The organism is Billgrantia desiderata (assembly GCF_900108215.1).
GTDB lineage: Bacteria > Pseudomonadota > Gammaproteobacteria > Pseudomonadales > Halomonadaceae > Halomonas > Halomonas desiderata.
This window is the reverse complement of record NZ_FNVC01000025.1, coordinates 23258-47383: the sequence shown is the minus strand read 5'-3', so window position 1 is coordinate 47383 and position 24126 is coordinate 23258. Positions and strand designations below refer to the sequence as shown.

23 protein-coding genes are annotated in these 24126 nt (G+C 66.7%); 14 read left to right on the top strand and 9 right to left on the bottom strand.

Annotated elements, in window-relative coordinates; translation table 11 throughout:
* Positions 1 to 217: 217 nt before the first annotated feature.
* From C4S71_RS18505 to C4S71_RS18475, 7 genes are all read right to left on the bottom strand, one after another.
* Positions 218 to 1822 carry a gamma-glutamyltransferase family protein gene (locus tag C4S71_RS18505; RefSeq protein ID WP_103970158.1) on the bottom strand — a complete coding sequence of 535 codons (1605 nt, stop codon included), beginning with the start codon at positions 1820 to 1822 and terminating at the stop codon, positions 218 to 220.
* Positions 1823 to 1890: 68 nt separating this feature from the next.
* Positions 1891 to 2580, bottom strand: coding sequence for a fumarylacetoacetate hydrolase family protein (locus C4S71_RS18500; RefSeq protein WP_103970157.1), 690 nt, complete (start codon positions 2578 to 2580; stop codon positions 1891 to 1893).
* Positions 2581 to 2638: 58 nt separating this feature from the next.
* Positions 2639 to 3616, bottom strand: a complete 978-nt coding sequence (locus C4S71_RS18495; protein WP_160113413.1) for a Bug family tripartite tricarboxylate transporter substrate binding protein — start codon at positions 3614 to 3616, stop codon at positions 2639 to 2641.
* A gap of 80 nt (positions 3617 to 3696) precedes the next feature.
* Positions 3697 to 5199 carry a tripartite tricarboxylate transporter permease gene (locus C4S71_RS18490; RefSeq protein WP_103970155.1) on the bottom strand — a complete coding sequence of 501 codons (1503 nt, stop codon included), beginning with the start codon at positions 5197 to 5199 and terminating at the stop codon, positions 3697 to 3699.
* Complete coding sequence (locus C4S71_RS18485) at positions 5200 to 5718, bottom strand: tripartite tricarboxylate transporter TctB family protein (RefSeq protein ID WP_103970154.1); 519 nt, start codon at positions 5716 to 5718, stop codon at positions 5200 to 5202.
* 125 nt (positions 5719 to 5843) lie between these two features.
* Positions 5844 to 6374 (bottom strand): chromate transporter, encoded by a 531-nt coding sequence (locus tag C4S71_RS18480; RefSeq protein WP_086509259.1) that lies wholly within the window; start codon positions 6372 to 6374, stop codon positions 5844 to 5846.
* Positions 6371 to 6952 (bottom strand): chromate transporter, encoded by a 582-nt coding sequence (locus C4S71_RS18475; RefSeq protein WP_103970153.1) that lies wholly within the window; start codon positions 6950 to 6952, stop codon positions 6371 to 6373. The genes C4S71_RS18480 and C4S71_RS18475 overlap by 4 nt, the downstream gene beginning before the upstream one ends.
* Positions 6953 to 7116: 164 nt before the next feature.
* On the opposite strand from C4S71_RS18475, the gene C4S71_RS18470 reads away from it, so the two are divergent.
* Positions 7117 to 7788 carry a GntR family transcriptional regulator gene (locus tag C4S71_RS18470; protein ID WP_103970152.1) on the top strand — a complete coding sequence of 224 codons (672 nt, stop codon included), beginning with the start codon at positions 7117 to 7119 and terminating at the stop codon, positions 7786 to 7788.
* Here C4S71_RS18470 and C4S71_RS18465 read toward each other — a convergent pair.
* Together C4S71_RS18465 and C4S71_RS18460 are read right to left on the bottom strand one after the other, a co-directional pair.
* A complete protein-coding gene (locus C4S71_RS18465; protein ID WP_103970151.1) occupies positions 7749 to 8405 on the bottom strand; it encodes an IMPACT family protein in 657 nt (218 codons plus the stop codon). The two genes, C4S71_RS18470 and C4S71_RS18465, sit on opposite strands and share 40 nt — an antisense overlap.
* Complete coding sequence (locus C4S71_RS18460) at positions 8405 to 8884, bottom strand: LexA family protein (RefSeq protein ID WP_176342801.1); 480 nt, start codon at positions 8882 to 8884, stop codon at positions 8405 to 8407. Before C4S71_RS18460 ends, C4S71_RS18465 begins: the two co-directional genes overlap by 1 nt.
* Positions 8885 to 9088: 204 nt before the next feature.
* On the opposite strand from C4S71_RS18460, the gene ccmA reads away from it, so the two are divergent.
* From ccmA to C4S71_RS18395, 13 genes are all read left to right on the top strand, one after another.
* Positions 9089 to 9733 (top strand): cytochrome c biogenesis heme-transporting ATPase CcmA, encoded by a 645-nt coding sequence (ccmA, locus tag C4S71_RS18455; protein ID WP_086509256.1) that lies wholly within the window; start codon positions 9089 to 9091, stop codon positions 9731 to 9733.
* Positions 9720 to 10457 (top strand): heme exporter protein CcmB, encoded by a 738-nt coding sequence (gene ccmB / locus C4S71_RS18450; RefSeq protein ID WP_176342800.1) that lies wholly within the window; start codon positions 9720 to 9722, stop codon positions 10455 to 10457. Before ccmA ends, ccmB begins: the two co-directional genes overlap by 14 nt.
* Positions 10458 to 10470: 13 nt before the next feature.
* Positions 10471 to 11211 (top strand): heme ABC transporter permease, encoded by a 741-nt coding sequence (locus C4S71_RS18445; protein WP_086509255.1) that lies wholly within the window; start codon positions 10471 to 10473, stop codon positions 11209 to 11211.
* The gene (gene ccmD, locus C4S71_RS18440) at positions 11211 to 11450 is read left to right on the top strand and encodes a heme exporter protein CcmD (RefSeq protein ID WP_103970150.1); all 240 of its coding nucleotides are present in this window, start codon (positions 11211 to 11213) and stop codon (positions 11448 to 11450) included. Before C4S71_RS18445 ends, ccmD begins: the two co-directional genes overlap by 1 nt.
* The gene (gene ccmE, locus C4S71_RS18435; RefSeq protein WP_103970149.1) at positions 11440 to 11952 is read left to right on the top strand and encodes a cytochrome c maturation protein CcmE; all 513 of its coding nucleotides are present in this window, start codon (positions 11440 to 11442) and stop codon (positions 11950 to 11952) included. Before ccmD ends, ccmE begins: the two co-directional genes overlap by 11 nt.
* Before the next feature lie 12 nt (positions 11953 to 11964).
* The gene (locus tag C4S71_RS18430) at positions 11965 to 13989 is read left to right on the top strand and encodes a heme lyase CcmF/NrfE family subunit (RefSeq protein ID WP_103970148.1); all 2025 of its coding nucleotides are present in this window, start codon (positions 11965 to 11967) and stop codon (positions 13987 to 13989) included.
* A complete protein-coding gene (locus C4S71_RS18425) occupies positions 13986 to 14516 on the top strand; it encodes a DsbE family thiol:disulfide interchange protein (protein ID WP_086509251.1) in 531 nt (176 codons plus the stop codon). Before C4S71_RS18430 ends, C4S71_RS18425 begins: the two co-directional genes overlap by 4 nt.
* Positions 14507 to 14980: a cytochrome c-type biogenesis protein gene (locus tag C4S71_RS18420; protein ID WP_086509250.1), complete on the top strand. Its 474-nt coding sequence runs from the start codon at positions 14507 to 14509 to the stop codon at positions 14978 to 14980. Before C4S71_RS18425 ends, C4S71_RS18420 begins: the two co-directional genes overlap by 10 nt.
* Positions 14977 to 16203, top strand: coding sequence for a c-type cytochrome biogenesis protein CcmI (ccmI, locus tag C4S71_RS18415; protein WP_103970147.1), 1227 nt, complete (start codon positions 14977 to 14979; stop codon positions 16201 to 16203). Before C4S71_RS18420 ends, ccmI begins: the two co-directional genes overlap by 4 nt.
* Positions 16204 to 16207: 4 nt before the next feature.
* Positions 16208 to 19702, top strand: coding sequence for a chromosome segregation protein SMC (smc, locus tag C4S71_RS18410; RefSeq protein WP_103970146.1), 3495 nt, complete (start codon positions 16208 to 16210; stop codon positions 19700 to 19702).
* A 224-nt stretch (positions 19703 to 19926) separates the two neighbouring features.
* On the top strand, positions 19927 to 21693 hold the full coding sequence (gene zipA, locus C4S71_RS18405) for a cell division protein ZipA (RefSeq protein WP_103970145.1): 1767 nt from the start codon (positions 19927 to 19929) through the stop codon (positions 21691 to 21693).
* A 103-nt stretch (positions 21694 to 21796) separates the two neighbouring features.
* Positions 21797 to 23860, top strand: a complete 2064-nt coding sequence (gene ligA, locus C4S71_RS18400; RefSeq protein WP_103970144.1) for an NAD-dependent DNA ligase LigA — start codon at positions 21797 to 21799, stop codon at positions 23858 to 23860.
* Entirely contained in the window at positions 23857 to 24126 is a 270-nt protein-coding gene (locus C4S71_RS18395) for a YheU family protein (protein ID WP_010630056.1), read from the top strand. The genes ligA and C4S71_RS18395 overlap by 4 nt, the downstream gene beginning before the upstream one ends.

Here is a 24126-nt window from a genome sequence, read left to right as displayed (position 1 = left end):
TGTATATCATTGAGGAAAAAAGGTTTGTTTCGTTCGGCAAGAGGAATGGTGCTGAGCCGGTGAGGTTAGTGTGACTCGAATTGTTCACGGTATACCATAAGGGTTGGTATACCAAGGTCGTAGGCGAGGCCGCCAGCCGGGACGAAGGCCGGCCGTGCTCAGTGGGCAGGTGGGTGTGGCGAAGGCAGCGGGCCTGCACGGGGCAGGCCCGCTGCGCTTACCAGGGCAGGATCAGGCTGTCGGTACGCGGCTCGGTGCCGCCACAGTAGCTGCCGTGGCGGTCGCGCAGAATGATCTGGCCGCGGCCGAAGAGCAGGGAGTCGCTGGCCTTGACGATGCGATGGCCGCGCCGGGCGAGCGCCTGGGCCAGATGGTCGGGGAAGTGCGGCTCCACCTGCACGGTGGTGTCGCGGGTCCACATCCAGCGCGGCAGGTCCAGCGCAGCCTGGGGATTGAGACCGTCATCGAGCATGGCGGTAACGACCTGCACATGGCCCTGGGGCTGCATGAAGCCGCCCATCACGCCGAACGGGCCCACGGCCTCGCCCTGGCGGGTGATGAAACCGGGAATGATGGTGTGGTAGGGACGCTTGCCCGGCTGCAGCGCGTTGACATGGCCGGGGTCGAGCGAGAACGAGCGGCCGCGGTTCTGCAGGCTGATGCCGGTGCCCGGTACCACCATGCCGGAGCCGAAGCCCTCGTAGTTGCTCTGGATGAACGAGACCATGTTGCCATCGGCGTCGGCCGCGGCCAGGTAGACGGTGCCGCCCTTGTGCGGATTGCCGTATGTCGGCTGCAGGGCGTCGTGACCGATGAGCGCGGCGCGGGCGCCGAGATAGCGTGAATCCAGCAGCTGAGCGGGGCCGGTGTCCATGGCGCTGGGCTCGCTGATGTAATGCAGCCCGTCGGCGTAGGCCAGCTTGGTGGCCTCGATGCGCCGATGGAGCAGCTCCACCGGGTCGCGTGGCGGCTCGCCCAGGGCTTCGAGCATGCCCAGTGCCTGCAGGGCGACCAAACCGCTGCCGTTGGGCGGGATCTCCCAGATCTCGTGGCCACGGTAGCCCACGCCGACCGGCTCGACCCACTCGGGGCTGAAGGCGGCCAGGTCGGCCGCGCGCAGAAAGCCGCCGTGGCGCTGCATGAAGGCGTCGATGCGCTCGGCGAGCTCACCGCGGTAGAACGCCTCGCCCCGGCTCTCGGCGATGGCGCGCAGGGTGGCCGCCATGTCGGCGGAGCGCCACACCTCTCCCGGCCTGGGCACCCGGCCCTGCGGGGCGAAGTGCTCGAACCAGGGCGTGAACGCCTCCCCCTGGCTTTGACTGAAACGCAGCCACGCCTGGTGCCAGGTCAGGCCTGCTACCGGCGACAGCGCATAGCCCTGCTCGGCGTAGGCGATGGCCGGCGCCAGCAGCGTAGCGAAGGGCAGTCGACCGAAGCGTTCGGAAAGGCTGGCCCAGGCGGCGGGCGCGCCGGGCACGGTGACCGGCGTCAGGCCCAGGGCGGGCATCTCCTCATGCCCCAGGGCCGTGACTGCGTCGCGGGAGATGGCCTGGGGAGAGGGGCCGCTGGCGTTGAGCCCGTGCAGGCGCTCCTCGCTCCATACCAGGGCGAAGGCGTCGCCGCCGATACCGTTGGCGGTGGGCTCCACCACCGTCAGGGCCGCGGCCATGGCGATGGCGGCATCCACGGCGTTGCCGCCCTGCTTGAGCATCTCCATGCCCGCCTGGGCGGCCATGGGCTGTGAGGTTGCGACCATGCCGCGGTGGCCGTAGGTTGCCATGCGGCGCGAGGGGTAGGGGTAGTAGTGAGGATCGAATGGCATGCGCTGTCCTGTCGTGTGGCAGGCCGGTCAAAGACCAGCCTGCTAGACCTTGTCTTACCGGTTGATTCTTAAACTATCGCAAGATGCAGGTCTCCGACACCGTCGATATGGCCATGCAGCCTGTCGCCTTTCTGCACCGGACCCACGCCGGCCGGCGTGCCGGTCATGATGATGTCCCCCGGGGCAAGCTCGAACAGCGCGGAGAGATGCACGATCACTTCGGGCACCTTCCACAGCAGCTGGTTGAGGTCTCCTTCCTGCTTCAGCTCTCCGTTGACCTTGAGCCAGATGGCACCACTCTCGACGTCCACGCCGTCCTTTTTCACGATCGGCGTGCAGGGGGCCGACTTCTCGAACGCCTTGCCTATTTCCCACGGGCGCCCCATTTTCTTGGCCTGGCTCTGGAGGTCGCGCAGTGTCATGTCGAGTCCCACCGCGTAGCCGTAGACATGGGACATCGCCTCCTCGAGGGCGATGTTCCTTCCGCCCTTGCCGATTGCCACGACCAGCTCGATTTCGTGATGCACGTCTTGTGAGTGCGAAGGCAGGGAGAAACTGTCGCTCAGGTTGATGTTGTCGGGGTTCTTCTGGAAGAAGAACGGCGGCTCCTTGTCCGGATCATGCCCCATCTCGACCGCATGGGCGGCGTAGTTGCGGCCCACGCAGTACACCCGGCGTACCGGGAAGCTGCTCGTTTCTCCGTCGATCGGAAGCGCTGTGGGCGTGGGGGGAGAAAAAACGTAATTGTCTTGGCTCATCAGAGGCTCCTTGCTGAAAAAGTGCCCGTCGAGCATCGACGGGCACGGTGGCTGGCTGTCATTCATCGATGTTGTCGACGATTTCGCGATAGCGTTCGATCTCGGACTCGATCAGCGCCACGAACTCCTCGGGCGAATCGCTGAAGACCGGCTCGGCGCCGTTGTCGCGAAGCGCCTCGCGAACGGCGTCGTCATTCTCGATCATGTCGGCAATCTCGCCGTGCAGCTTGGCCACGATGTCCTCGTCGGTGTCCGCCGGGGCGAAGATGCCCAGCCACAGGGTGGCCAGGTAGCCATCCACGCCGGCTTCCTCGACGGTGGGAACGTCGGGCAGCTGAGAGGCGCGGTTCTCGGTGCCTACGCCGAGCGCGCGCAACTGCTCGTTCTGGATCGCCGAGTAGACCGCCGGGAAGCTGCCGAACAGGTAGTCGATCTCCTGGCCCAGCAGAGCGGTCGTGGCCTCGGCGTTGCCTTCGTAGGGGATGTGCACGGCATCGACATCGGTCATGTCGTTGAACATCAGCGCCGAGAGATGGGTAGTGCTGCCGGCGCCGGCGGAGCCGAAGTTCAAGTCGCCGGGATTGTCGTGTGCGTGGTCGATCACATCCTGCACCGAGTGGAAGTCGGAATCGGGGTGCACCACCAGGACATAGGGGGTTTCGGCGATCAGGCTGATGGCTTCGAAGTCGTCGATGGGGTGGTAGCCGACGTTGTCATGCACGAGGTAGCCGACGGCATGGGTGCTGGTCGAGCCGACCGACAGGGTGTAGCCGTTGTTGTCGGCGGTGGAGGCGGAGCGCGTTCCCACGGTACCACCCGCACCGCCCCGGTTTTCGTAGACGAAGGGTTGGCCGAGGCGCTCCGAGAGCGGTTGTCCCACGGTTCGCCCGACGATGTCGGTGGAGCCGCCGGCGCCGAACGGAATGATCAGGCGGATCTCCCGCTCCGGGTAGTCGGCTGCGGCAGAGGTTGCGACCATCAGGCAGAGCGCGGGAACGGCGGAAAGGGTGATGAGTGGCTTGAGATATATTGACATTGTTCTACTCCGGTCTGGTATTGGGCGGTTCGCCGGTGACGGCGCACGGTCGAGCCGTGCGCTGGTTGCAGCGTGCTCGATCATGCGTATCTGGCTTTCCAGCGCCGGTAGAGGCCTGGGCCGAGCACGATTGCAAGGATGAAGACGGCAAGGATGAGAAAGCTGAGGCTGATCGGACGGGTGAAGAAAATGCTGAAATCGCCGCGGGAAATCAGCAGCGAACGACGCAGATTTTCCTCCACCATCGGGCCCAGGATCAGCCCGAGCAGCAGCGGCGCCGCCTCGCAGCGCAGCTTGATGAACAGATAGCCGACCAGGCCAAACCCGGCGGCGAGGAATACATCGAACACTTCAAGGTGCAGGCTGTACATGCCGATCGAGATGAAGGTCACGATGGCGGGAAACATGACCCGATAGGGTATCGCCAGCATCTTGATCCAGATGCCGACCAGCGGCAGATTGAGGATCAACAGCAGCAGGTTGCCGACCCAGAAACTGGCGATCAAGGCCCAGAAGAACTCCGGATTGGCGGTCACGATCTGCGGGCCGGGAACCAGGCCATGCATCATCATGGCGCCGAGAATCAGCGCCATGGTGGCGTCTCCGGGCACGCCCAGCGAGAGCGTGGGAATGAACGAGGTCTGTGCCGCTGCGTTGTTGGCCGCCTCCGGGGCGGTCACGCCCTCGATGGCACCCTTGCCGAAGCGGCTGGGGTCCTTGGCCACCTTCTTCTCCACGGCGTAGGCGGTGAAAGTGCTCATCGCCGGCCCGGCGCCGGGCAGCAGCCCCAGCAGCGAGCCGAGTCCGGTGCCGCGCGCCGTGGAGCCGGCCGAGTCGCGGAGATCCTTTCTGGTGGGAATCAGGTCGCGCCATGGCACCTTGCCGACGAAGCGCTCACGCTTCTCACCCAGGGCCACGTTGTTGAGCACCTCGGCCAGACCGAACAGGCCGATGATCACGACCACGAAGCCCATGCCGTCATACAGGCTGATGCTGCCGAACGTGAAGCGGGGCATGCCGGATGTCACGTCCTGGCCCACCATGCCCAGCAGCAGTCCGAGTATGACCATGGCGATGCCCTTGATCAGCGAGCCGTTGACCAGAATGGCGGCACCCAGCAGGCCGGCAAGCATCAGCGAGAAGTATTCGGGAGAGCCGAAGCGCAGTGCGAACTGTGCCAGCGGCGGCGCGAACAGCGCGATGATGACGATCGCAACGCAGGCGGCGGCAAAGGAGACGATGGTCGTCATCACCAGTGCCGGACCGGCACGCCCCTGTTGCGCCATCGGGTGGCCGTCCAGGGCAACCACCACCGAAGCGGCGGTACCCGGCAGGTTGAGCAGGATAGCCGTGGTCGAGCCCCCGTACATGGCGCCGTAGTACAGCCCGGCGATCATGATGATCGCCTCGGTGGGGGGCAGGTGGAAAGTGACGGGCAACAGAAGACCGATGGTTGCCAGGGGCCCGATGCCGGGCAGCACGCCGATGAAGGTACCGAGCGTCACGCCAATGAAGCAGTACATCAGCGTCTCGGGAGTCAGCGCGATGCCGAAGCCGAGCGCCAGATTGTCGAGGAATTCCATTTAGCTACCCCACAGCTGCAGTGGGAGGCCGATGCCGTAGCGGAATATCGCCGCAGAGAGGGCTGCCATGAACAGCGCCAGCAGCAGCGTGGGGCGCCATTTCATGCCCGGCTCGGCGAACGAGCAGATGATCACCAGGCCGACGACCGACAGCAGCAGGCCGATATGCTCGATGGTCAGGGCGAAGAAGCTCATGCCGCCGAGCACGAACAATATCGAGCGAGCCGCCCGGATCATGCCGTCGTGCCGGCTGCTGTCGTCCCTGGCAGGTGCGGGAGAGGCGTATTGGCGGCGATACGACTGACGAAATCCCTCGAGATTCTTCAACACCAGCACGATGCCGAGAACGGCCATGATGGCGCCGAGCACCATGGGGAAGAACCCCGGGCCCATGCGATCGATGCTGCCCATCGGGTAGTTGCGTGCAGTGATCATGGCGCCCAGGCCGATCGCCGTGAACAGGGCGCCGGAATAGAGATCCAGGGTGGGGTCGATGTGCTGATTATCCTTGGTCGACATGCTGCCCTCCGTCAGCACACGGGCTGTGGCATGTGTGAGTACCTGGCGTGTAGGTCTTCATGATGTCGTCCTCGTTGTATTGTTGGATGAGGAGACGCCGGCGGTGGACGTCATCGAGTCGGAGCTCAGCCCAGGAACAGTCCTCCATATATCAGTGCGCCAAGGACCACGAAGGCCGGATGGGCGCGGAACCGCAGCAAGGCCACGGCGGATGCCGTGCCAATGAGCAGGGTGTGAAGCACTCCGGCACCGTGGAGCCCTTCCATGAAGAAACTCCAGGTCAGCCAGGCCATCATCAGCGCGATCACCGGACGCACCCACTGGCTCATGCACTTGACCCGCGGTGAGTGGCGGTGACGGTAGAGCAACCCCAGGGCGCCCAGCATGAGCAGCAGCGACGGCACCACGGTGGCGAACACGGCGACGATGGCGCCGCCCACGCCGGCCACGTCGTAGCCCACGTAGCCGGCCATCTTGGTGGCGATGGGGCCGGGTAGCGCGTTGCCCAGCGCCAGGGTCTCGGCGAACTCCTGGGCGCCCATCCAGCCATGACGACCGACCACTTCGGCCTCGACCAGCGGGATGATGGCGGGGCCACCGCCATAGCCGATGATGTTGGGGATGAAGAAGGCCAGGAACAGCTCCCAATAGATCATGAGGCGGCCTCCTGCTTGCGGGTGGGGCGCAGCAGCGCCGCCACCAGAATGCCGCCGATCACCCAACCGGGGTGCACGCCGATGACATAGATCAGTGCACCGGCCACTGCTGCCATGGCCAGGCTGACGAGCCAGCCCAGGACGAGTTGCGCCTTATGCAGAAAGTCCCAGGTCAGTTGACCCATCATCACCATCACCACCGGCACCACGCCCTGGCCCATGCCATGAATCCAGGCCACGTTGCGGTAACGGCTGAAGATGCCGAGCAGGGCGATCATGGCGAGGATGGTGGGCAGGATCACCGCCAGCACCGCGTTGAGGCAGCCGGTCACGCCGCCGACCCGGTAACCGATATAGCCGGGCATCTTGGTGGCGATGGGGCCGGGCAGGGTGTTGGCGATGGCCAGGATGTCGGCAAACTCTTCGTCGCTGAGCCAGGCGTGGCGCTTGACCACTTCCTGCTGAACGAGAGGAATCATCGACGGGCCGCCGCCGAACCCAAGCAGACCGATACGCAAAAACACCCAAAACAGGCTGCTCTGAGGAACGCTCTGCTGCTCCGTCCGCGAATGGCTCATTGCCACGACCCATGGCGAATGGTGGGTAAAGGCTCATTTATCATCTTTTTTAAGCTCTGATCGTCTTGTTGGGATAAAATCGATTATTGTCGATGAAACGTAGATTATGCTTTCAGGATGCGTCAAGCTTCGGGTAACCGCGCGGGTAAAAGGGGGGAGGGAGAATGGCAGTCTCGAAACGCAAGGGAAGTGCAACCACTTCCTCCAGCCGGGTCTTCGAAGCGATTCGTCATGACCTGATCGACGGTCGCTTTGCCGCTGGTGAGAAGATCGCGATCAGCGCACTCAAGGAGCGTTATGAGGTGGGATTGAGTCCGCTGCGTGAGGCGCTGAATCGCCTGGCGGCCTACGGTCTGCTGATCCAGGAGAACCAACGTGGTTTTCGGGTGCCTAGGCTGGAGCGGGCGGAGCTCGACGACATCGCCGAGATGCGCCGCGAACTCGAAGGCATGGCGCTGGAGCGCGCCATCCGCCTCGGCGATGCCGAATGGGAGTCCGAACTGCTGGCGGCAGCGCACCGTCTGAAACGCGCCGACATGGCCCCGGAGAAGGTCGAGGAGTGGGAACAACTGCATGCCCGCTTCCATCGAACCCTGGTGGCCCCCTGCGGCTCCGGCTGGCTACTGCGATTCATCGAGCAGTTGCACGACCAGTTCGATCGCTACCGGCGTATGGCGCCGGAGGCACCGGAGGTGAGGTCCAAGCTGGACGCTCAGCACGGCGAGCTGGTGGAGCTGGCGCTGGAGCGTGACATCAAGGCCGCGCGGGCCCTGATGGACGACCATATCCGATGCTCCTACGAGGTGGCGCTACGTGGTGTGGTCTCGCCGGATTGAGTCGCCTCGAGCAGCTGGAGCCTGCCGCGCAGCCGGGCTTCCAGCGGTGACAGGTCCACCGCCACGTCGCTGGGCCAGGCGGCGGTGAGACGTACGCCGTCGCTGACGTATTCGGCATGCTCCACCGGCGCGTCATGGCTCTCCAGCCAGGCGCGGGCCTCGGCCTCGCCGGCGAAGTCGACGCCAAGTTTCAGCGTGGTGCGTTCCACCGCTTGTCGCCGCGGCAACGCCTCGAGCCCTCGCGCCACGGCCTGGGCATAGGCGCGGGCCAGGCCGCCGGTGCCGAGCTTGGTGCCGCCGAAGTAGCGGGTCACCACGCAGCCTATCTGGCCCAGCCCGGCGCCTTCCAGCACCTGGAACATGGGGCGCCCCGCGGTGCCGCCGGGCTCGCCGTCGTCGGAGAAGCCGATGGCCTGCTGTTCGCCGGGCGGGCCGGCGATATAGGCACTGCAGTGATGGCTGGCGCTGGGGTGGGTGCGTCTCGCTGCCGCCAGCAGGGCGTCGAAGGCTGCCACGTCGGGCGCGTGGCAGAGCCAGGCGATGAAGCGGCTGCGTTCGACTTCGATGACGCTCTCCTGCCAGGCGCCGGGAGCGAGGTCGGGTACCGGGTAGCGCATCAGTGGGTCAGCTCGGTGTCTTCCTGCCGGCGTACCACGCCCATGACCATGCCCAGCACCTGAATGTCGCTGTTCTTGAGGTAGATCGGCGCCATGTTTTCGTTGGCCGGCTGCAGGCGCACGCCGTTCTTCTCGATGTAGAGCTTCTTCAGCGTGACCTCCTGCTGGTTGATCAGGACCACGGCGGTCTCGCCGTTTTCGGCGCTCTCCTGACGCTCGATGATGATCACGTCGCCATCGAAGATGTTGCAGTCGATCATCGAGTCGCCGCGTACGCGCAGGGCGTAGGTGTTGCGCCGCACCATGCAGGCGGGGGCGCGAATGGCACCGCCGCTGGGGCAGGCCTCGATGGGCAGTCCCGCCGAGACATCTCCCAGCAGGGGCACCTCGACCAGGTCGGTGGCGTCGACGCTGGCCCAGGAGGTGGCGATGGGCAGGTTGGGACGTCGATACAGGTAGTGCATGGAAGGCGTTGGCATTGGCGTTTCCCCCTCTGTGCGACCCTGTTGAAATGTACAGGTACTTCGAATCATATCAGGCGTTACGTTCCTGGCAAGTTTCTCCGCCCTGAAGCTGCCTTGACCTGGGGCAAGGGTGGCGCCATGACGCACCCCGTTCGGTAGCGGCAAAAGGCCTTTCCGTGTAGCATTTCCGGCGTAATCACCCATTCCTGGAGAGTGCTGTTGAGCCTGCGTCTACAAGCGCAAAGCCTGGCCTGCGAACGTGACGACCGTTGGCTGTTCCGGGATCTGGACCTGGATATCCGTGCGGGCGAGATCGTGCGGGTAGAGGGGCCGAACGGCAGCGGCAAGACCACCTTGCTCAAGATTCTCTCGGGCCAGCTGGCCGACTACGAAGGCGAGCTGTTCTGGAGCGAGCGGCCGATGCGCGAGGCCCGCGAGTCCTTTCTCGCCAACCTGCTCTATCTGGGCCACGCCCCGGGCGTGAAGGCAGCACTGACGCCGCTGGAGAATCTGGCCTGGTATCAGGCGCTCAGCGGCGAGAAGCCGGGCGAGGCGGCACGCTTCAGGGCGCTGGAGGAGGTCGGCCTGGTCGGCTTCGAGGACGTGCCGGCCGGACAGCTCTCCGCCGGACAGCAGCGACGCGTGGCACTCGCTCGGCTGACGCTCACGCCGCGTGCGCTGTGGGTGCTCGACGAACCTTTTACCGCCATCGATCGCGATGGCGTGGCGGCACTGGAGCGGCGCCTGGTGGAACACGCCCGCAGCGGTGGCTGCGTGCTGGTTACCACGCACCATGAGCTCACGCCGTGCGCCGAGCTGCGTCGTATCCGCCTCGGCGGGGGAGGAGCCGATGACGGCATCTGAGAACTCGCTCGCCAAGGCGGCCGCAGCGCTGCGCGAGGAACCTGGCGACGGCCTCGCTGTCGCAGTATGGGCAACGCTCAAGCGGGACCTGGTATTGATGCTGCGCCGTCGCAGCGAAGTACTCAATCCGCTGGTGTTCTTCGCCCTCGTCATCACCCTGTTCCCGATCGGCATTTCCCCCGATCCGGCACTGCTGGCGGCCATTGCGCCCGGCCTGCTGTGGGTGGCGGCGCTGCTGGCGGCCCTGCTGTCACTGGACAGTCTGTTCCGTGCCGATTACGACGACGGCTCGCTGGAGCAACTGCTGCTGACGCCCCAACCGCTGGCGCTGCTGGCGCTGGCCAAGGTCGCCGTGCACTGGCTGCTGACCGGTCTGCCTCTGGCGCTGATGGCGCCGGTGCTCGGTATCATGCTGTCGCTGCCGGCAGGCAGCTATGTAGTGTTAGCCATTTCCCTGGCGCTGGGAAGCGCCAGTCTCAGCCTGATCGGTGCCATCGGAGCGGCGCTGACGGTGGGGCTTTCCCGCGGCGGTGTACTGCTGTCGCTGTTGGTGCTGCCCCTTTACATCCCGGTGCTGATCTTCGGCGCCGGGGCCGTCCAGGCGGCCATCCTCGGCGATGGCGTACTGGCGCATCTGGCGATTCTCGGCGCGCTGCTGGCGCTGGCCCTGAGTCTTGCGCCGCTGGCAATCGCGGCGTCGCTGCGCATCAGTATCAACGGTTGAGAGGTTGAAAGGCATGTGGGCCTTCATTAACAAGCTGCGTTCCCCCAAGTGGTTCTACGCCATCAGCGCGAGGCTGCAGCCCTGGTTCTGGGCGGCGGCGCTGATCCTCATCGTCACCGGTACCATCTGGGGGCTGGCTTTCGCCCCGGCCGACTACCAGCAGGGCAACAGCTTCCGTATCATCTACGTGCACGTGCCGGCGGCCTTCCTCGCTCAGTCGATCTTCGTCTCCATGGCGATCACGGGGTTGGTGTTCATGGTCTGGAAGATCAAGATCGCCGACATGGCCGCCACCGTGATGGCGCCGCTGGGCGCTGCCATGACCTTCATCGCGCTGTTCTCCGGCGCGGTGTGGGGCGTGCCGACCTGGGGCACCTGGTGGATGTGGGACGCGCGCCTCACCTCGATGCTGATCCTGCTGTTCCTCTATCTCGGCGTGATCGCCCTGCGTGGCGCCTTCGCCAGCCGCGACAGCGCCTCCCGCGCCGCCTCGGTGCTGGCCATGGTCGGCGTCATCAACATTCCGATCATCAAGTACTCGGTGGAGTGGTGGTACACCCTGCATCAGCCGGCCACCTTCACCATCACCGGGCGTGTCGGCATGCCGATGGAGATGTGGCTGCCGCTGCTGATCATGGTGCTGGGGTTCTACAGCTTCTTCATCGCGCTGGTGCTGACGCGCACGCGCAGCGAGATCCTGCGCCGCGAATCCAACAAGCGCTGGGTGCGTGAGCTGGTCGAGGAGGCGAACTGATGGCATTCGACACCTTCCAGGAACTGCTCGCCATGGGTGGGCACGCCCCTTACGTCTGGTCGGCCTGGGGCCTGACCGCTGCCCTGCTGCTGGGCATCGTCTTTCATGCTCGCGCCGAGCGCCGCCAGCTGCTGAGACAGCTGCAGCGTCGCGCTCGCCGCGAGGCGCGCCAGAGCGCACCCGCCGCCGCGTCGCAACCGATTCAAACTAGCAAGGGTGGATGCACCAATGACGCCTAAACGCAAACAGAAGCTGTTCATGTTCCTCGGCCTGGTGTCGCTTGCGGCCATCGCCGTGGGGCTGACGCTCTATGCCCTGCGGGCCAACATCAACCTGTTCTTCAGTCCGATCCAGATCGCCGCCGGCGACGCCCCCTACGAACGTCAGATTCGCGCCGGCGGCATGGTGCGGGAAGGCAGTGTGGTGCGTAATCCGGATAGTCTGGACGTGGAGTTCACCGTCACCGATTATGTCGAGGACGTGCGCGTCCACTACAGCGGCATCCTGCCCGACCTGTTCCGCGAAGGGCAGGGCGTGGTGGTGGTCGGCCAGCTGCAGCGCGACGGCTACATCAAGGCCGACCAGGTGCTGGCACGTCACGACGAGAACTACATGCCCCCCGAGGTGGCCGAGGCGCTCGAAGCCGCCGGCTATTCCCCCGCCGACTTCCAGCAGAAGGCCGCCAAGGTGGCCAAGCGCATCGAAGAGAGCGAGGCGCAAGAAGGCGCGAGCCAGTACTGAGCCGGAGTTTCCATGCAGATTCAGATGATTCCCGAAATCGGCCACTTCGCCCTGGTGATTGCACTGCTGTTCGCCATCGTGCAATCGGTAGTGCCGCTGGCCGGTGCCGCCCTGCGCCGGCCGCTGTGGATGGCCTATGCCCGGCCCATGGCGGCCGGGCAGTTCCTGTTCGTTGCCATCGCCTATGCCGCGCTGACCGCCAGCTACATGCTGGACGACTTCAGCGTGCTCAACGTGGCCAACAACTCCAACTCCATGCTGCCCTGGTACTACAAGTTCAGCGCCGTGTGGGGCAACCATGAAGGCTCGGTGCTGCTGTGGAGCATGATGCTGGCCGGCTGGGGTTACTTCGCCGTGCGCTACTCCCGCGAACTGCCGCGGGACATGGTGGCACGGGTGATCAGCGTGCTGGGCATGGTCTGCGTCGGCTTTTTGCTCTTCATCCTGGTCACCTCCAACCCCTTCGAGCGTCTGCTGCCGCAGATGCCCCAGGACGGCGCCGACCTCAACCCGCTGCTGCAGGACATCGGCCTGATCATGCATCCGCCCATGCTCTACATGGGCTACGTCGGTTTTTCGGTGGTCTTTGCCTTCGCCATCGCCGCGCTGCTGGGCGGCCGCCTGGACGCCGCCTGGGCGCGCTGGGCGCGGCCCTGGACCAACCTGGCCTGGGCCTTCCTCACCATCGGCATCGCGCTGGGCAGCTGGTGGGCCTACTACGAGCTGGGCTGGGGCGGCTGGTGGTTCTGGGACCCGGTGGAGAACGCCTCGCTGCTGCCCTGGCTGACCGGCACCGCGCTGATGCACTCGCTGGCAGTGACGGAAAAGCGCGGCTCGTTCAAGAGCTGGACCCTGCTGCTGGCGATCACCACCTTCTCGCTGTCGCTGCTGGGCACCTTCCTGGTGCGCTCCGGGGTGCTGACCTCGGTGCACGCCTTCGCCAACGACCCCTCGCGCGGCTTCTTCATCCTGATGCTGCTGGGCATCACCGTGGGCCTGTCGCTGCTGGTCTTCGCCCTGCGCGCGCCCCGCGTCAGCCACAAGGTCGGCTTCGGCTGGCTGTCTCGCGACGCCATGCTGCTGATCAACAACATCATGCTGGTGATCCTGACCGTCACCGTGCTGCTGGGCACCGTCTATCCGCTGCTGCTGGATGCCCTCAACCTGGGCAAGATCAGCGTGGGCCCGCCCTACTTCAACGCCCTGTTCGTGCCGCTGACGCTGCTCATGTGCGTGTTCATGGGCATGGGGCCGATCTCGCGCTGGAAGGACACCAGCAGCAAGCTGCTGATCCAGCGTCTGTGGCTCTCCGCCGTCGTGGCCGTGGTGCTGGGCATGGCGCTGCCGCTGATCTTCGCCGAGCGCTGGAGCGCCCCGGTGGCGATCGGCATCATCGCCGCGCTGTGGATCGTGCTGCCGATGCTGCGCGACCTCTACGACAAGACCCGCCACGCCAGCTCGGTGGGCGCGGGGCTGAAGAAGCTGTCGCTGGCCTACTGGGGCATGCAGCTCGGCCATCTGGGCGTGGCGGTGACCATCATCGGCGTGGCCGTGGTGTCGAACTACAACATCGAACGCAACGTGCGCATGAGCGTGGGCGACAGCGTCAGCGTGGCCGGCTACACCTTCACCATGACCGAGCTCGCCAGCCGGCGCGGCCCCAACTTCCTGGCCGACCGGGCAGTGATCGAGGTGCAGCGCGACGGCAGAACCCGCAGCTTCACTATGAACCCGGAGAAGCGGCTCTACATCGCTCGCGGCATGCCCATGACCCAGGTGGCACTGCGGCCGGGCTTCTTCCGTGACCTCTACGTGGCCATGGGCGAGGACCTCGGCGACAACAGCTGGGCCATGCGCGTGCAGTACAAGCCCTTCGTGCGCTGGCTGTGGCTGGGTGGCCTGCTGATGGCCGCCGGCGGCGTGCTGGCCGTGGCCGACAAGCGCTACCGGCGCCTGGCCACCGCGCCGGACCCGGAAGAGGCCGCCGCCACCTCGGGCGCGAAGCCGGAAGGCGACCGCCAGGAGGCGACCGCATGACCCGTCGTCTGATCCTGCTGCTGCCGTTGATCGGTTTCCTGGTGCTGTCGCTGTTCCTGTACCAGGGACTGTCGCTGAACCCGTTCCATCGGGAATCGGCGCTGATGGCGCGGGATTTCCCCGAGTTCAACCTGCCTACCCTCGAGGACCCGGAGCGCCGCGTCGACCGCTCCCTGCTGCAGACCGGCGAGCTGACCCTGGTCAACGTGTGGGGCGAGTGGTGTCCGGAGTGCAAGCGCGAGATGCCGCAGCTGCTCGACCTGGCCGACCGCGGCATCCGCATGGTCGGGGTCAACTGGAAGGATACCCGCGAGAAGGGGCTGGGGTTCCTCGAGGATTTCGGCAATCCCTTCGAGACCAACATCTTCGACCCGGACAACGAGTTGGGCTTCGAACTAGGGGTATTCGGTGCCCCCGAAACCTTCCTGGTCGACCGTGACGGCATCATCCGCTATCACCACACCGGCTATATCTCGGCCAGTGACGTTCGTGAACACATCCTGCCGGAGGTGCAGAAATGGCAGTGATTCGATTGGCTCTCATCGGCATCCTGACGCTGCTGATGGCGGGCACCCTTCAGGCTGGCGCCATCGAGGTGCGTGAATTCGACGATCCGGTGATGGAGCAGCGCTACCGCAGCCTGACCGCCTCGCTGCGCTGCCCCACCTGCGAGAATCAGGCCATCAACGACTCCGATGCGCCGGTTTCCCGCGACATGCGCAATCACGTTTACATGATGCTGATGGACGGCCGTGCCGACATGGAGATTCGTGATTTCATGGTCGAGCGCTTCGGCAACTATGTGCTCTACAACCCCCGTCTGGAAGGGCGCACCTTCCTGCTCTGGGGCCTGCCGGCCGGGTTGGTGCTTGCCGGTGGCGTACTGGTGGCGCTGGTGGTGCGTGCACGGCGTAACGCCTCTGCCCGTGAGCTGAGCGCCGAGGAGCGCGCCCGCCTCGAGGCTCTGATCAACCGCGGGAGGACCGAATGATCCAGCTATGGTTAGCCTTTGCCCTCCTGCTGCTGCCCGCCCTGTGGCTGCTGGTGGCGCCGCTGCGTCGGGCGCGTCTTGTGCATGACGCCCAGCGCGACTTCGAAGCCAACGACAAGTCCGCCGAGCAGAACGTGGCGATCTATCATCGTCGCCTGGCCTCGCTGGAAGCCGCGCTTGAGCGCGGCGACATCGACCAGGCGCGTTTCGAAGAGGACCGTCTCGACCTCGACCGCAGCCTGCTCGAGGATACCGAGGGGCTGGTGCGCCGGCCGCTGCATGCACCGGCCGCCGGTCGTCTCATGGTGCCGCTGGTGGCGGTGGCCGTGGTGGTCGGCAGCGTGCTGTGGTACCAGCAGCATGGCGCCGAGGGCGATCTCGCCCTGTTCAACGCCTTCCAGGAGAGCGACTCGCTGCCCACGCTGCTGGCTCGGCTTGAGCAGCAGGCCGAGAGCCAGCCGGGCAATCCCAACGTGTGGGCCACGCTCTATCCGATCTATCGCGATTCGGGGCAGGGCGAGGCGGCACTGCACGCACTGGACAACCTCATCGCCATCGAGGGGCGTGCCGCCTCGCTGCTGGCGCAGAAGGCGCAGCTCAAGTTCTTCATGGCCGATCGCACCCTCACCGACGAGGTGCAGGCGCTGATCGACGAGACCCAGGAGCTCAACCCCAGCGAGCCGACCATCTTCGGCATGCTGGGCGTGCACGCCTTCGACCGCGGCGACTACGAGCAGGCCGTCGACCACTGGCGGCGGGCCATCGCCGGCATGTCCGACTCCAGCTCCGCCCAGGCTCTGCGCGAGGGCATCCAGATCGCCCAGCAGCGCATGGGGGTGGCGCCGGATGAGCAGGAGGCCGTGGCCCAGGGGCCTGGCATCCACGTCAGCGTCAGCCTGGAGGAGCGCTTGCAGGGGCTGCTCGACGACGATACCCGCGTGTTCATCATCGCCCGCGACATGGAGGGTGAGCTGCCGCCGCTGGCCGTGGCCCGGGTAACCCTCGGCGAGCTGCCGGCCACGCTGATCATCGACGACCGTCATGCCATGTCGCCCGATGCCTCGCTGTCTCAGGTCAGCGAAGTGCGTCTGCTGGTGCGCGTCAGCAAGAGCGGCGGTGCCACGCCGGAAACCGGCGACATGTACGGCGATCTGGAAGGGGTGAGAGTTGGTGACGTTGAAGGAGATCCCGTGGAGGTCGTGATCGACCGTGTCATAGAATAGCGGGATGCGACTCACCTCGATCCGCCTGAGCGGTTTCAAATCCTTCGTCGATCCGGTCACGGTGCCCTTCGATGGCAACATGACGGCCATCGTCGGCCCCAACGGCTGCGGCAAGTCGAACATCATCGACGCCGTGCGCTGGGTCATGGGCGAATCCTCGGCCAAGACCCTGCGCGGCGAATCGATGACCGACGTCATCTTCAACGGTTCCACCGCGCGCAAGCCGGTGGGGCAGGCCGCCATCGAGCTGCGCTTCGACAACAGCGACGGCACCATGGGCGGCCTCTACGCTCAGTACGCCGAGATCGCGGTGAAGCGCCTGGTCACCCGCGACGGCCAGTCCAGCTATTTCTTCAACGGCCAGAAGTGCCGCCGCCGCGACATCGCCGACCTGTTCCTCGGCACCGGCCTCGGCCCGCGCTCCTACGCCATCATCGGCCAGGGCATGATCTCGCGGCTGATCGAGGCACGCCCCGAGGAGCTGCGCGCCACCCTCGAAGAGGCCGCCGGCATCTCCAAGTACAAGGAGCGCCGCCGTGAGACCGAGAACCGCATGCGCCGCACCCGCGAGAATCTCGAGCGTCTCGAGGACATTCGCGACGAGCTCGACAAGCAGCTCGAACGCCTCCGGCGTCAGGCCGAGGCGGCGCGTCGCTATCAATCCCTGAAGGAAGAGGAGTTCCGCCTCAAGGGCGAGCTGGCGCTGCTGCGCGGGCGTGCCCTGCGCGCCCGTCAGGCCGAGGAGGAGCGCCGCGTAGGCGAGCTGGAAACCGCCGTGGAGCGCGAAATTCTCGGCCTGCGCCAGTGCGAGACCCGCCTGGAGGAGGCGCGGGCCGGCCACGACGCCCTGGCCGAGACCCTCGAGGCGCGCCAGGCGCGCTTCTTCGAGACCAGCGGCGCCATCGCCCGGCTGGAACAGAACCTGGAGCACGCGCGCAGTCGCGAAGGGCAGCTGGCCCGAGATCTGGAGAGCGCTCGCCGGGAGCTGACCGAGCTCGACCGCCTGGGCGAGCACGACCGCGAGCGCCTGATGCGTCTCGACGAGCGCCTGGAAACTCTGGTGCCGGAGCAGGAAGAGGTGGCCGAGCAGCTCGCCGAGCTTGAGGCGATGCTGGAGGAAGCCGAACCCGCAGCCGAGGAAGCCGAGCAGGCCTTCGAGACCTTCAGCGAGAGCTGGCGCGAGGCCAGCCGCGACGCCGAACGCAGTCAGGACCGCCTGCGCGAGCTGGAGAGCCGTCTGGCACGGCTCGAGGCCGACGTCCAGCGCCGTCGTCAGCAGCAGCAGGAGCTGCCCGACCTGGCCGAGCTGACGGCCCGGCGCGACGAGCTGAAGGAGCGACTGGCGGAGTTCGACCTGGCTCAGGAGGAGGTCGAAGCCCGCCGCGAGCAGCTCCAGGCCGGCCGCGACGCCGCTCGCGAAGCGGCGGTGGCCCTGGAGCGCGAGCGCGAGGCCGAACGCGCCAGGCGCAGCGCGCTGCAGGGCGAGCTGGCCTCCCTGGATGCCCTGATCCAGGCCGCCCTCACCGATCCCGACGAGACCCTCACCGCACACCTGGCCGACCACGAACTGGGCGAGCTGCCGCGCCTGGGCGAGTCGCTCGACGTCGACCCCGGCTGGGAGGCCAGCGTCTCCTGGGTGCTGGCGCCCTGGCTCAAGGCACGCCTGGCCGCGCCGGAAGCGTTTCGCGCCGCGAGTGCCGAACCGCCCGCCGAGTTGGGTGCCCTGGCGCCCCAGGTGGCGCTCGAATTCACCTCAAACAGCCTCGCCGCCCGAGTGCGCGGCGCCGGTGCCGCCGTGGCCTGGCTGGCCCCGATCCGCTGCGCCGAGAGCGACGCCCAGGCCTGGGCCGAGCGTGAAGGCCTCGGCCCGGGCGAAAGCCTGATCACCCCCCAAGGGCTATGGCTGGGGCGCGACTGGGTGCGCCACCGCGGGCAGGGTGCCGGACCCGATGCGCTGCTGGTCAGCCGGCGCCGCTTCGAGGAGGCCGCGGCCGAGCTCGACGAACTCGAGACCCGTCTCGCCGCACGCGACCAGTCCATCGAGGCCGAGCGCGAGCGCGCCGAGCAGGCCGAGCGCGATCTCGACGCCATTCGCCAGGAGGAGCGCCGTCTGGCCGGCGAGCAGCAGCAGCTGGCGGTACAGGACAGCGGTCTGGCCAGCCGGCTGGAGCATCTACAGGGTCGCGCCCGAGAACTGGCCGAAGAGCTGGCGAGCCTCGACGAGACCCGTGAAGAGACACGGCTGAGCATTGAGGAGGCCCGCGAGCGCTGGCAGCAGGCCATGGCCCGGCTGGAAGAGGGCGCCGAGCAGCGCGAGCGGCTGGAGCGGGCGCGCAGCGAGGCTCGCGAGCGGCTGACGGCCCTGCGTGCCCGGCAGCGGCCCTTGCAGGAGCGTGCCCAGCAGTTGGCGCTGGAGCATCAGCGGCTCTCGACCGAGCGCGCCGGCCTCAACGAGCAGCAGGGGCGCAGCGGCGATGCCCGTGAGCGGTTGCAGGCGCGCTGCGAGGAGCTCAGCGAGAGCCTCGAACAGCTGCGCGAGCCCGACGAGGAGCAGCGCGAGAAGCTCGACGAACTGCTGCACCGCCGCGAGGGCGACGAACGCGCGCTCAACGAAGCCAAGGCACAGGCCGCCGAGCTGGTGGAGCGCCTGCGCGAAGGCGAGCTGGCGCGACAGGGCCACGAGCGCAACCTGGAGGGCATCCGCGAGCGCCTGCAGGAGGCGCGCATGCAGGTCCAGGCCCTGGCGCTCAAGGCCGAGACCCAGGACGAGCAGCTCGCCGAGCTGGGCCATCAGGCCGCAGCACTCGAAGAGAGTCTCGACCCCAATGCCACCGAATCGGCCTGGCAGACCCGCCTGGAAGAGGTCGGCGAGCGCATCCGCCGGCTAGGCGCGATCAACCTGGCGGCCATCGAGGAGTACGACCAGCAGGCCGAACGGCGCAACTATCTGGAGGCGCAGCAGGCCGAGCTCAACGAGGCCCTGGAGACCCTGGAACGGGCGATTCGACGCATCGACCAGGAGACCAGAACGCGCTTCCGCGACACCTTCGAGCGAGTCAATCAGGGGCTGCAGTCGCTTTTTCCGCGAGTCTTCGGTGGTGGAACCGCATGGTTGACGCTGACCGGCGAGGATTTGCTCGATACCGGGGTGGCGATCATGGCACGACCACCGGGCAAGAAGAACAGCACCATTCATCTTCTCTCGGGTGGGGAAAAGGCGCTGACTGCTTTATCGCTTGTCTTTGCCATCTTCCAACTCAATCCGGCACCCTTCTGTATGCTCGACGAAGTTGATGCCCCACTAGATGATGCCAATGTAGGACGCTATGCCAAACTGGTGAAAGACATGTCCGAGTCGGTGCAGTTCATTTATATCACCCACAACAAGATCGCCATGGAAGCGGCCGAAAGATTGATGGGTGTGACCATGCAGGAACCCGGTGTCTCACGCCTGGTGGCCGTGGGGGTGGAAGAGGCTGCGGCCTTGGCCGAGGCTTGAAAGGACTTGAAAGCGAGCGGCAAACGCGATATCAGAAGACACAACGTGGTCATATCGCATAATACAATGGCGAATTCACAGGGAAAGGCGCGGGGATGATTTGACTCCCGAGCGATAATGCCAGGGCTTGACAAACAAAAAAGTGGCCTTTTTTTCGGCAATCGCGCTATGCTGTTGACGAACATCCATCCGGCATGGCGCCCTAGTGATAGGCAAGACGACCCATGGAACTTAGAGAATGGCTGATCATTCTGGGGCTGGCCCTGGTGACGCTCATCGTAATCGATGGCGTGCGTCGCCTTAAGCGTCAGCGCCGAGTGCCCCGCCTGGACCAGGCAGGGGGTAACAACAACCACGTCGACAGCCAGGCGGAAGCCGATGACGATGCCAACTGGGAGCTGCCCAACGGCGGCGCCCGGGTCGTCAGGCCTGCGAGCTATTCGCAGGTCCCGTCGAAGCCCAAGCTGGAGCGCCAGGAGCATCCAGGTCCCTCTCGGGTACTGGCCGGCTTCAGAGAGGCCCCCGGCGATGCCAAGGCCGGTACGCCGAACCTGGCCCGTCCCGCTGCCAGTGCCACCGACGCCTCGCGTCCGGTGGCTTCTGCCATTAAGGCGTCCGACACGGCGGCTGCCGAGACTCGGTCATCCGAGATTCGGTCATCCGAGGCTCAGGCATCCGAGACTCAGGCATCCGAGACTCAGGCATCCGATCGCGCGCCTCAGCCCGAGGTGAGCGCCAAGCGGGCCGAGCCCGAACTCGACCTGGGTCAGGCCGAGCGAAAGCGGGTGGAGGAACCATCGGTCGCCGCCGCGCCCAGCCGGGCCGAAGAGGTACCCGCTGCGGCGAAAGCGCCCGCGGCCGAATCGGTCGATGCCGAAGTGCCTGCTGGCGAAACCGTCGCGGCCAAGCCGGCCGTGGACGAAAGCGAGCAGCGCCGGGAGCCGACGCTTTCCGCCCTGGATGACGACGAACCCGTTCGCGAGTCGGCTTCGGTCACTGCCGAGGCCGAACCGCTTGCCGCCGATCCTGACGATCACGATCCTCATCACGACGAGGACGAGCGCTATCGCCTGGTCGATCTCGAAGGCATGGGCAACTCGATCAAGAGCGGCTCACGCCGCGTGGGCGAGTCGATGCACCGCTTCGGCGTTTCCATGCAGCAGCGCCTGGCCAAGCGCCGGGAGCAGAAGCGCGAGGAGCGGGCGCGCCGCGAGCAGGAGCGTGCCGAGAAGGCTGCCCGCGAGGCTCAGCAACGCCGTGAGGCCGCTGAGGCCCAGGCCGTTCGAGAGGCCGAGCGCCGCCGCCTGGAAGCCGAGGCCATCGAGCTGGCCGACGACGACGATCCGCTGTTCGCGCCGCCGCGTTCGCGCTCCGAGCGCCAGGTCGAGGCTGGCTACGCTGAAGCGGCCGACTATGCCGAGCCGGCCGAACCCACCTTGTCGAGCGCTCCCATCCATGACGACGACGTGGTGCGCGCCCACCCGACCCTGGCCCGGGCGCTGCGTCACAACGTCAGCGCCGAGCGCGCCCGCGAGACCCTGAGCCACGCCGACGAGATCATCGTCATCAGCGTGCTGTCGCGCGACGAAGAGGGCTTCTCCGGCGAGGCGCTGCTCAACCTGATGCTGGCCTGCGGCCTGCGCTACAGCAGCGACATGGGCATCTTCCACCGCTTCGAGACCGAGGACCCCGACAGCGAGCTGCAGTTCTCGATGGTCAACGTGCTCAAGCCGGGCACCTTCCCCATCGAGGCGATGGACGAGTTCCGCACGCCGGGCATCACGCTGCTGATGCCGCTGCCCGGGGCGCTGGATACCGCCGCAGCCTTCGAAGCGATGGTCGAGACCGCCATGGTCATCGTGCGCAACCTGGGCGGCGAGCTGAAGGACGAGAACCACAGCGTGATGACCGCGCAGACCGTGGAGTTCGCCCGCCAGCGCGTGCAGGAGTTCGAGCGCCGCAATCGACTCAATCGCTACCAGGTGAACTGACGCCTGTTCGCGTGCCATGCCGCACCCGCCGACAACCCCGTGAGCGATCACGGGGTTGTCGTGTTCAGGGGCGGCGAGCCATCTTTCGAGACCCAAGAGACGCATGAGCCAGCCCGACCAGAAGATCCTCGGCGAAGTCGCCAAGCTGCGCGCCGAGCTCGATGACGCCAACTATCGCTACTACGTGCTCGACGAGCCGCACCTCACCGACGCCGAGTACGACCGCAAGCTGCGCCGCCTGCAGGAGCTGGAGCAGGCCCACCCCGAGCTGGTGACGCCCGACTCGCCGACCCAGCGGGTGGGCGCGCCACCGGACGCCGGCTTCCCCGAGGTGGAGCACGCCGTGCCCATGCTGTCGCTGGACAACGCCTTGAACGAAGAGGAGCTCGAGGCCTTCGTCAAGCGGGTGGCCGAGCGGCTGGAAACCGACCCCGAGACGATCCGCTTCTGCTGCGAGCCCAAGCTCGACGGCGCCGCCGTGTCGCTGGTCTACGAGCGGGGCGTGCTGATCAGCGGCGCGACCCGTGGCGATGGGCGCACCGGCGAGGGCATCACCTCCAACCTGCGCACGCTGCGCTCGATCCCGCTCAAGCTGCGTGGCGACGCTCCCGAGCTGCTCGAGGTGCGCGGCGAGGTGATCATGAGCCATGCGGGCTTCGAGCGGCTCAACGAGCGCGCCCGGGAAGAGGACGGCAAGGTGTTCGCCAATCCGCGCAACGCCGCGGCGGGCAGCCTGCGTCAGCTCGACCCCGAGATCACGGCCAAGCGGCCGCTGGAGTTCAGCGCCTACCAGGTGGCGCGTATCGAACCGACTCCGGGCGATGCCAGCCACAGCGAACTGATGGCGCACCTCAAGGCCTTCGGCTTTCGCACCAGCAGCCTGCTGGAGGTGGTCAGCGGCAGCCAGGGAGTCGTCGACTACTGCCGGCGGCTGGGCGAGCGGCGCGACAGCCTCGGCTACGACATCGACGGTGCGGTGATCAAGGTCGACGACCTGCGTCTGCAGCGCGAGCTGGGCTTCGTCGCCCGGGCGCCGCGTTGGGCCACGGCGTTCAAGTTCCCCGCCCAGGAGGAGACCACGCGGCTCAACGACGTCGAGTTCCAGGTCGGACGTACCGGCGCGATCACCCCGGTGGCACGGCTCGAGCCGGTCTCGGTGGCCGGGGTCACCGTCTCCAATGCCAGCCTGCACAACGCCGACGAGATCGCCCGGCTCGACGTCATGATCGGCGACAGCGTGGTGATTCGGCGGGCCGGCGACGTCATTCCCCAGGTGGTGCGCGTGCTGCCCGAGCGGCGCCCCGCCGATGCGCGCAAGATCGTCTTCCCCGAGCGCTGTCCGGTGTGCGACTCCGAGGTCGAGCGGCTGGAGGGCGAGGTGGTAGCGCGCTGCTCCGGTGGGCTCTACTGCGCCGCCCAGCGCAAGGAGGCGCTCAAGCACTTCGCCTCGCGCCGGGCCATGGACATCGACGGGCTGGGCGAGAAGCTGATCGAGGCACTGGTGGAGCGCGACTGGGTCAAGACGCCCGCCGACCTGTTCCGCCTCGATGCCGAGCGCCTGGCCAGCCTGCCGCGCATGGCCCGGAAATCCTCCGAGAAGCTGGTGGCGGCGCTGGAGAAGGCCAAGAGCACCACCCTGCCGCGCTTCATCTTCGCCCTCGGCATCCGCGAGGTGGGCGAGGCCACGGCGGCCAACCTGGCGCGCCACTTCGGCACCCTGGATGCGCTGATGGCCGCCGAGCAGGCCGATCTCGAAGCGGTGGAGGACGTCGGCCCGGTGGTGGCCGCCCACGTGTACACCTTCTTCCGCCAGGAGCACAACCGCGAGACCATCGAGGCCCTGCGCGAGCAGGGCGTGAGCTGGGCCGAGGAAACCATCGGCGAGCGGCCCCAGCCGCTGGCGGGGCAGACCTGGGTACTCACCGGTAGCCTGGAGAGCATGACCCGCGACGAAGGCAAGGAGCGCCTGCAGGCGCTGGGGGCCAAGGTGGCCGGCAGCGTCTCCAAGAAGACCACCGGCGTGGTGGCCGGCGAGGCCGCCGGCAGCAAGCTGGCCAAGGCGCAGGAGCTCGGTGTCGAGGTACTCGACGAGGCCGCCTTCCTCGAACGGCTGGCGGCCTGGGAGCGCGGTGAGGGAGCGTCGGACAGTGAAGGGGAGCCGTCATGAGCGGCCGCTTCATCGAAGTGCCCTACCGCATGCTGCCGGGGGAGACCCTCGATGCCCTGCTGGAGGCCTTCGTCACCCGCCAGGGCTACGACACCACCGACACCGGCGAGGGCATGCGCGGCTGGGTCGCCGAGCTCAAGCGCCAGCTGGAGCGCGGCGAGCTGCTCATCGCCCACGACCTGCAGACCGAGACCACCGAGGTGATGACGCTGGCCCAGTGGCGCGCCTTCGGTCGCGACCTGGCCGACGATGAGGAGGAAGGCTAG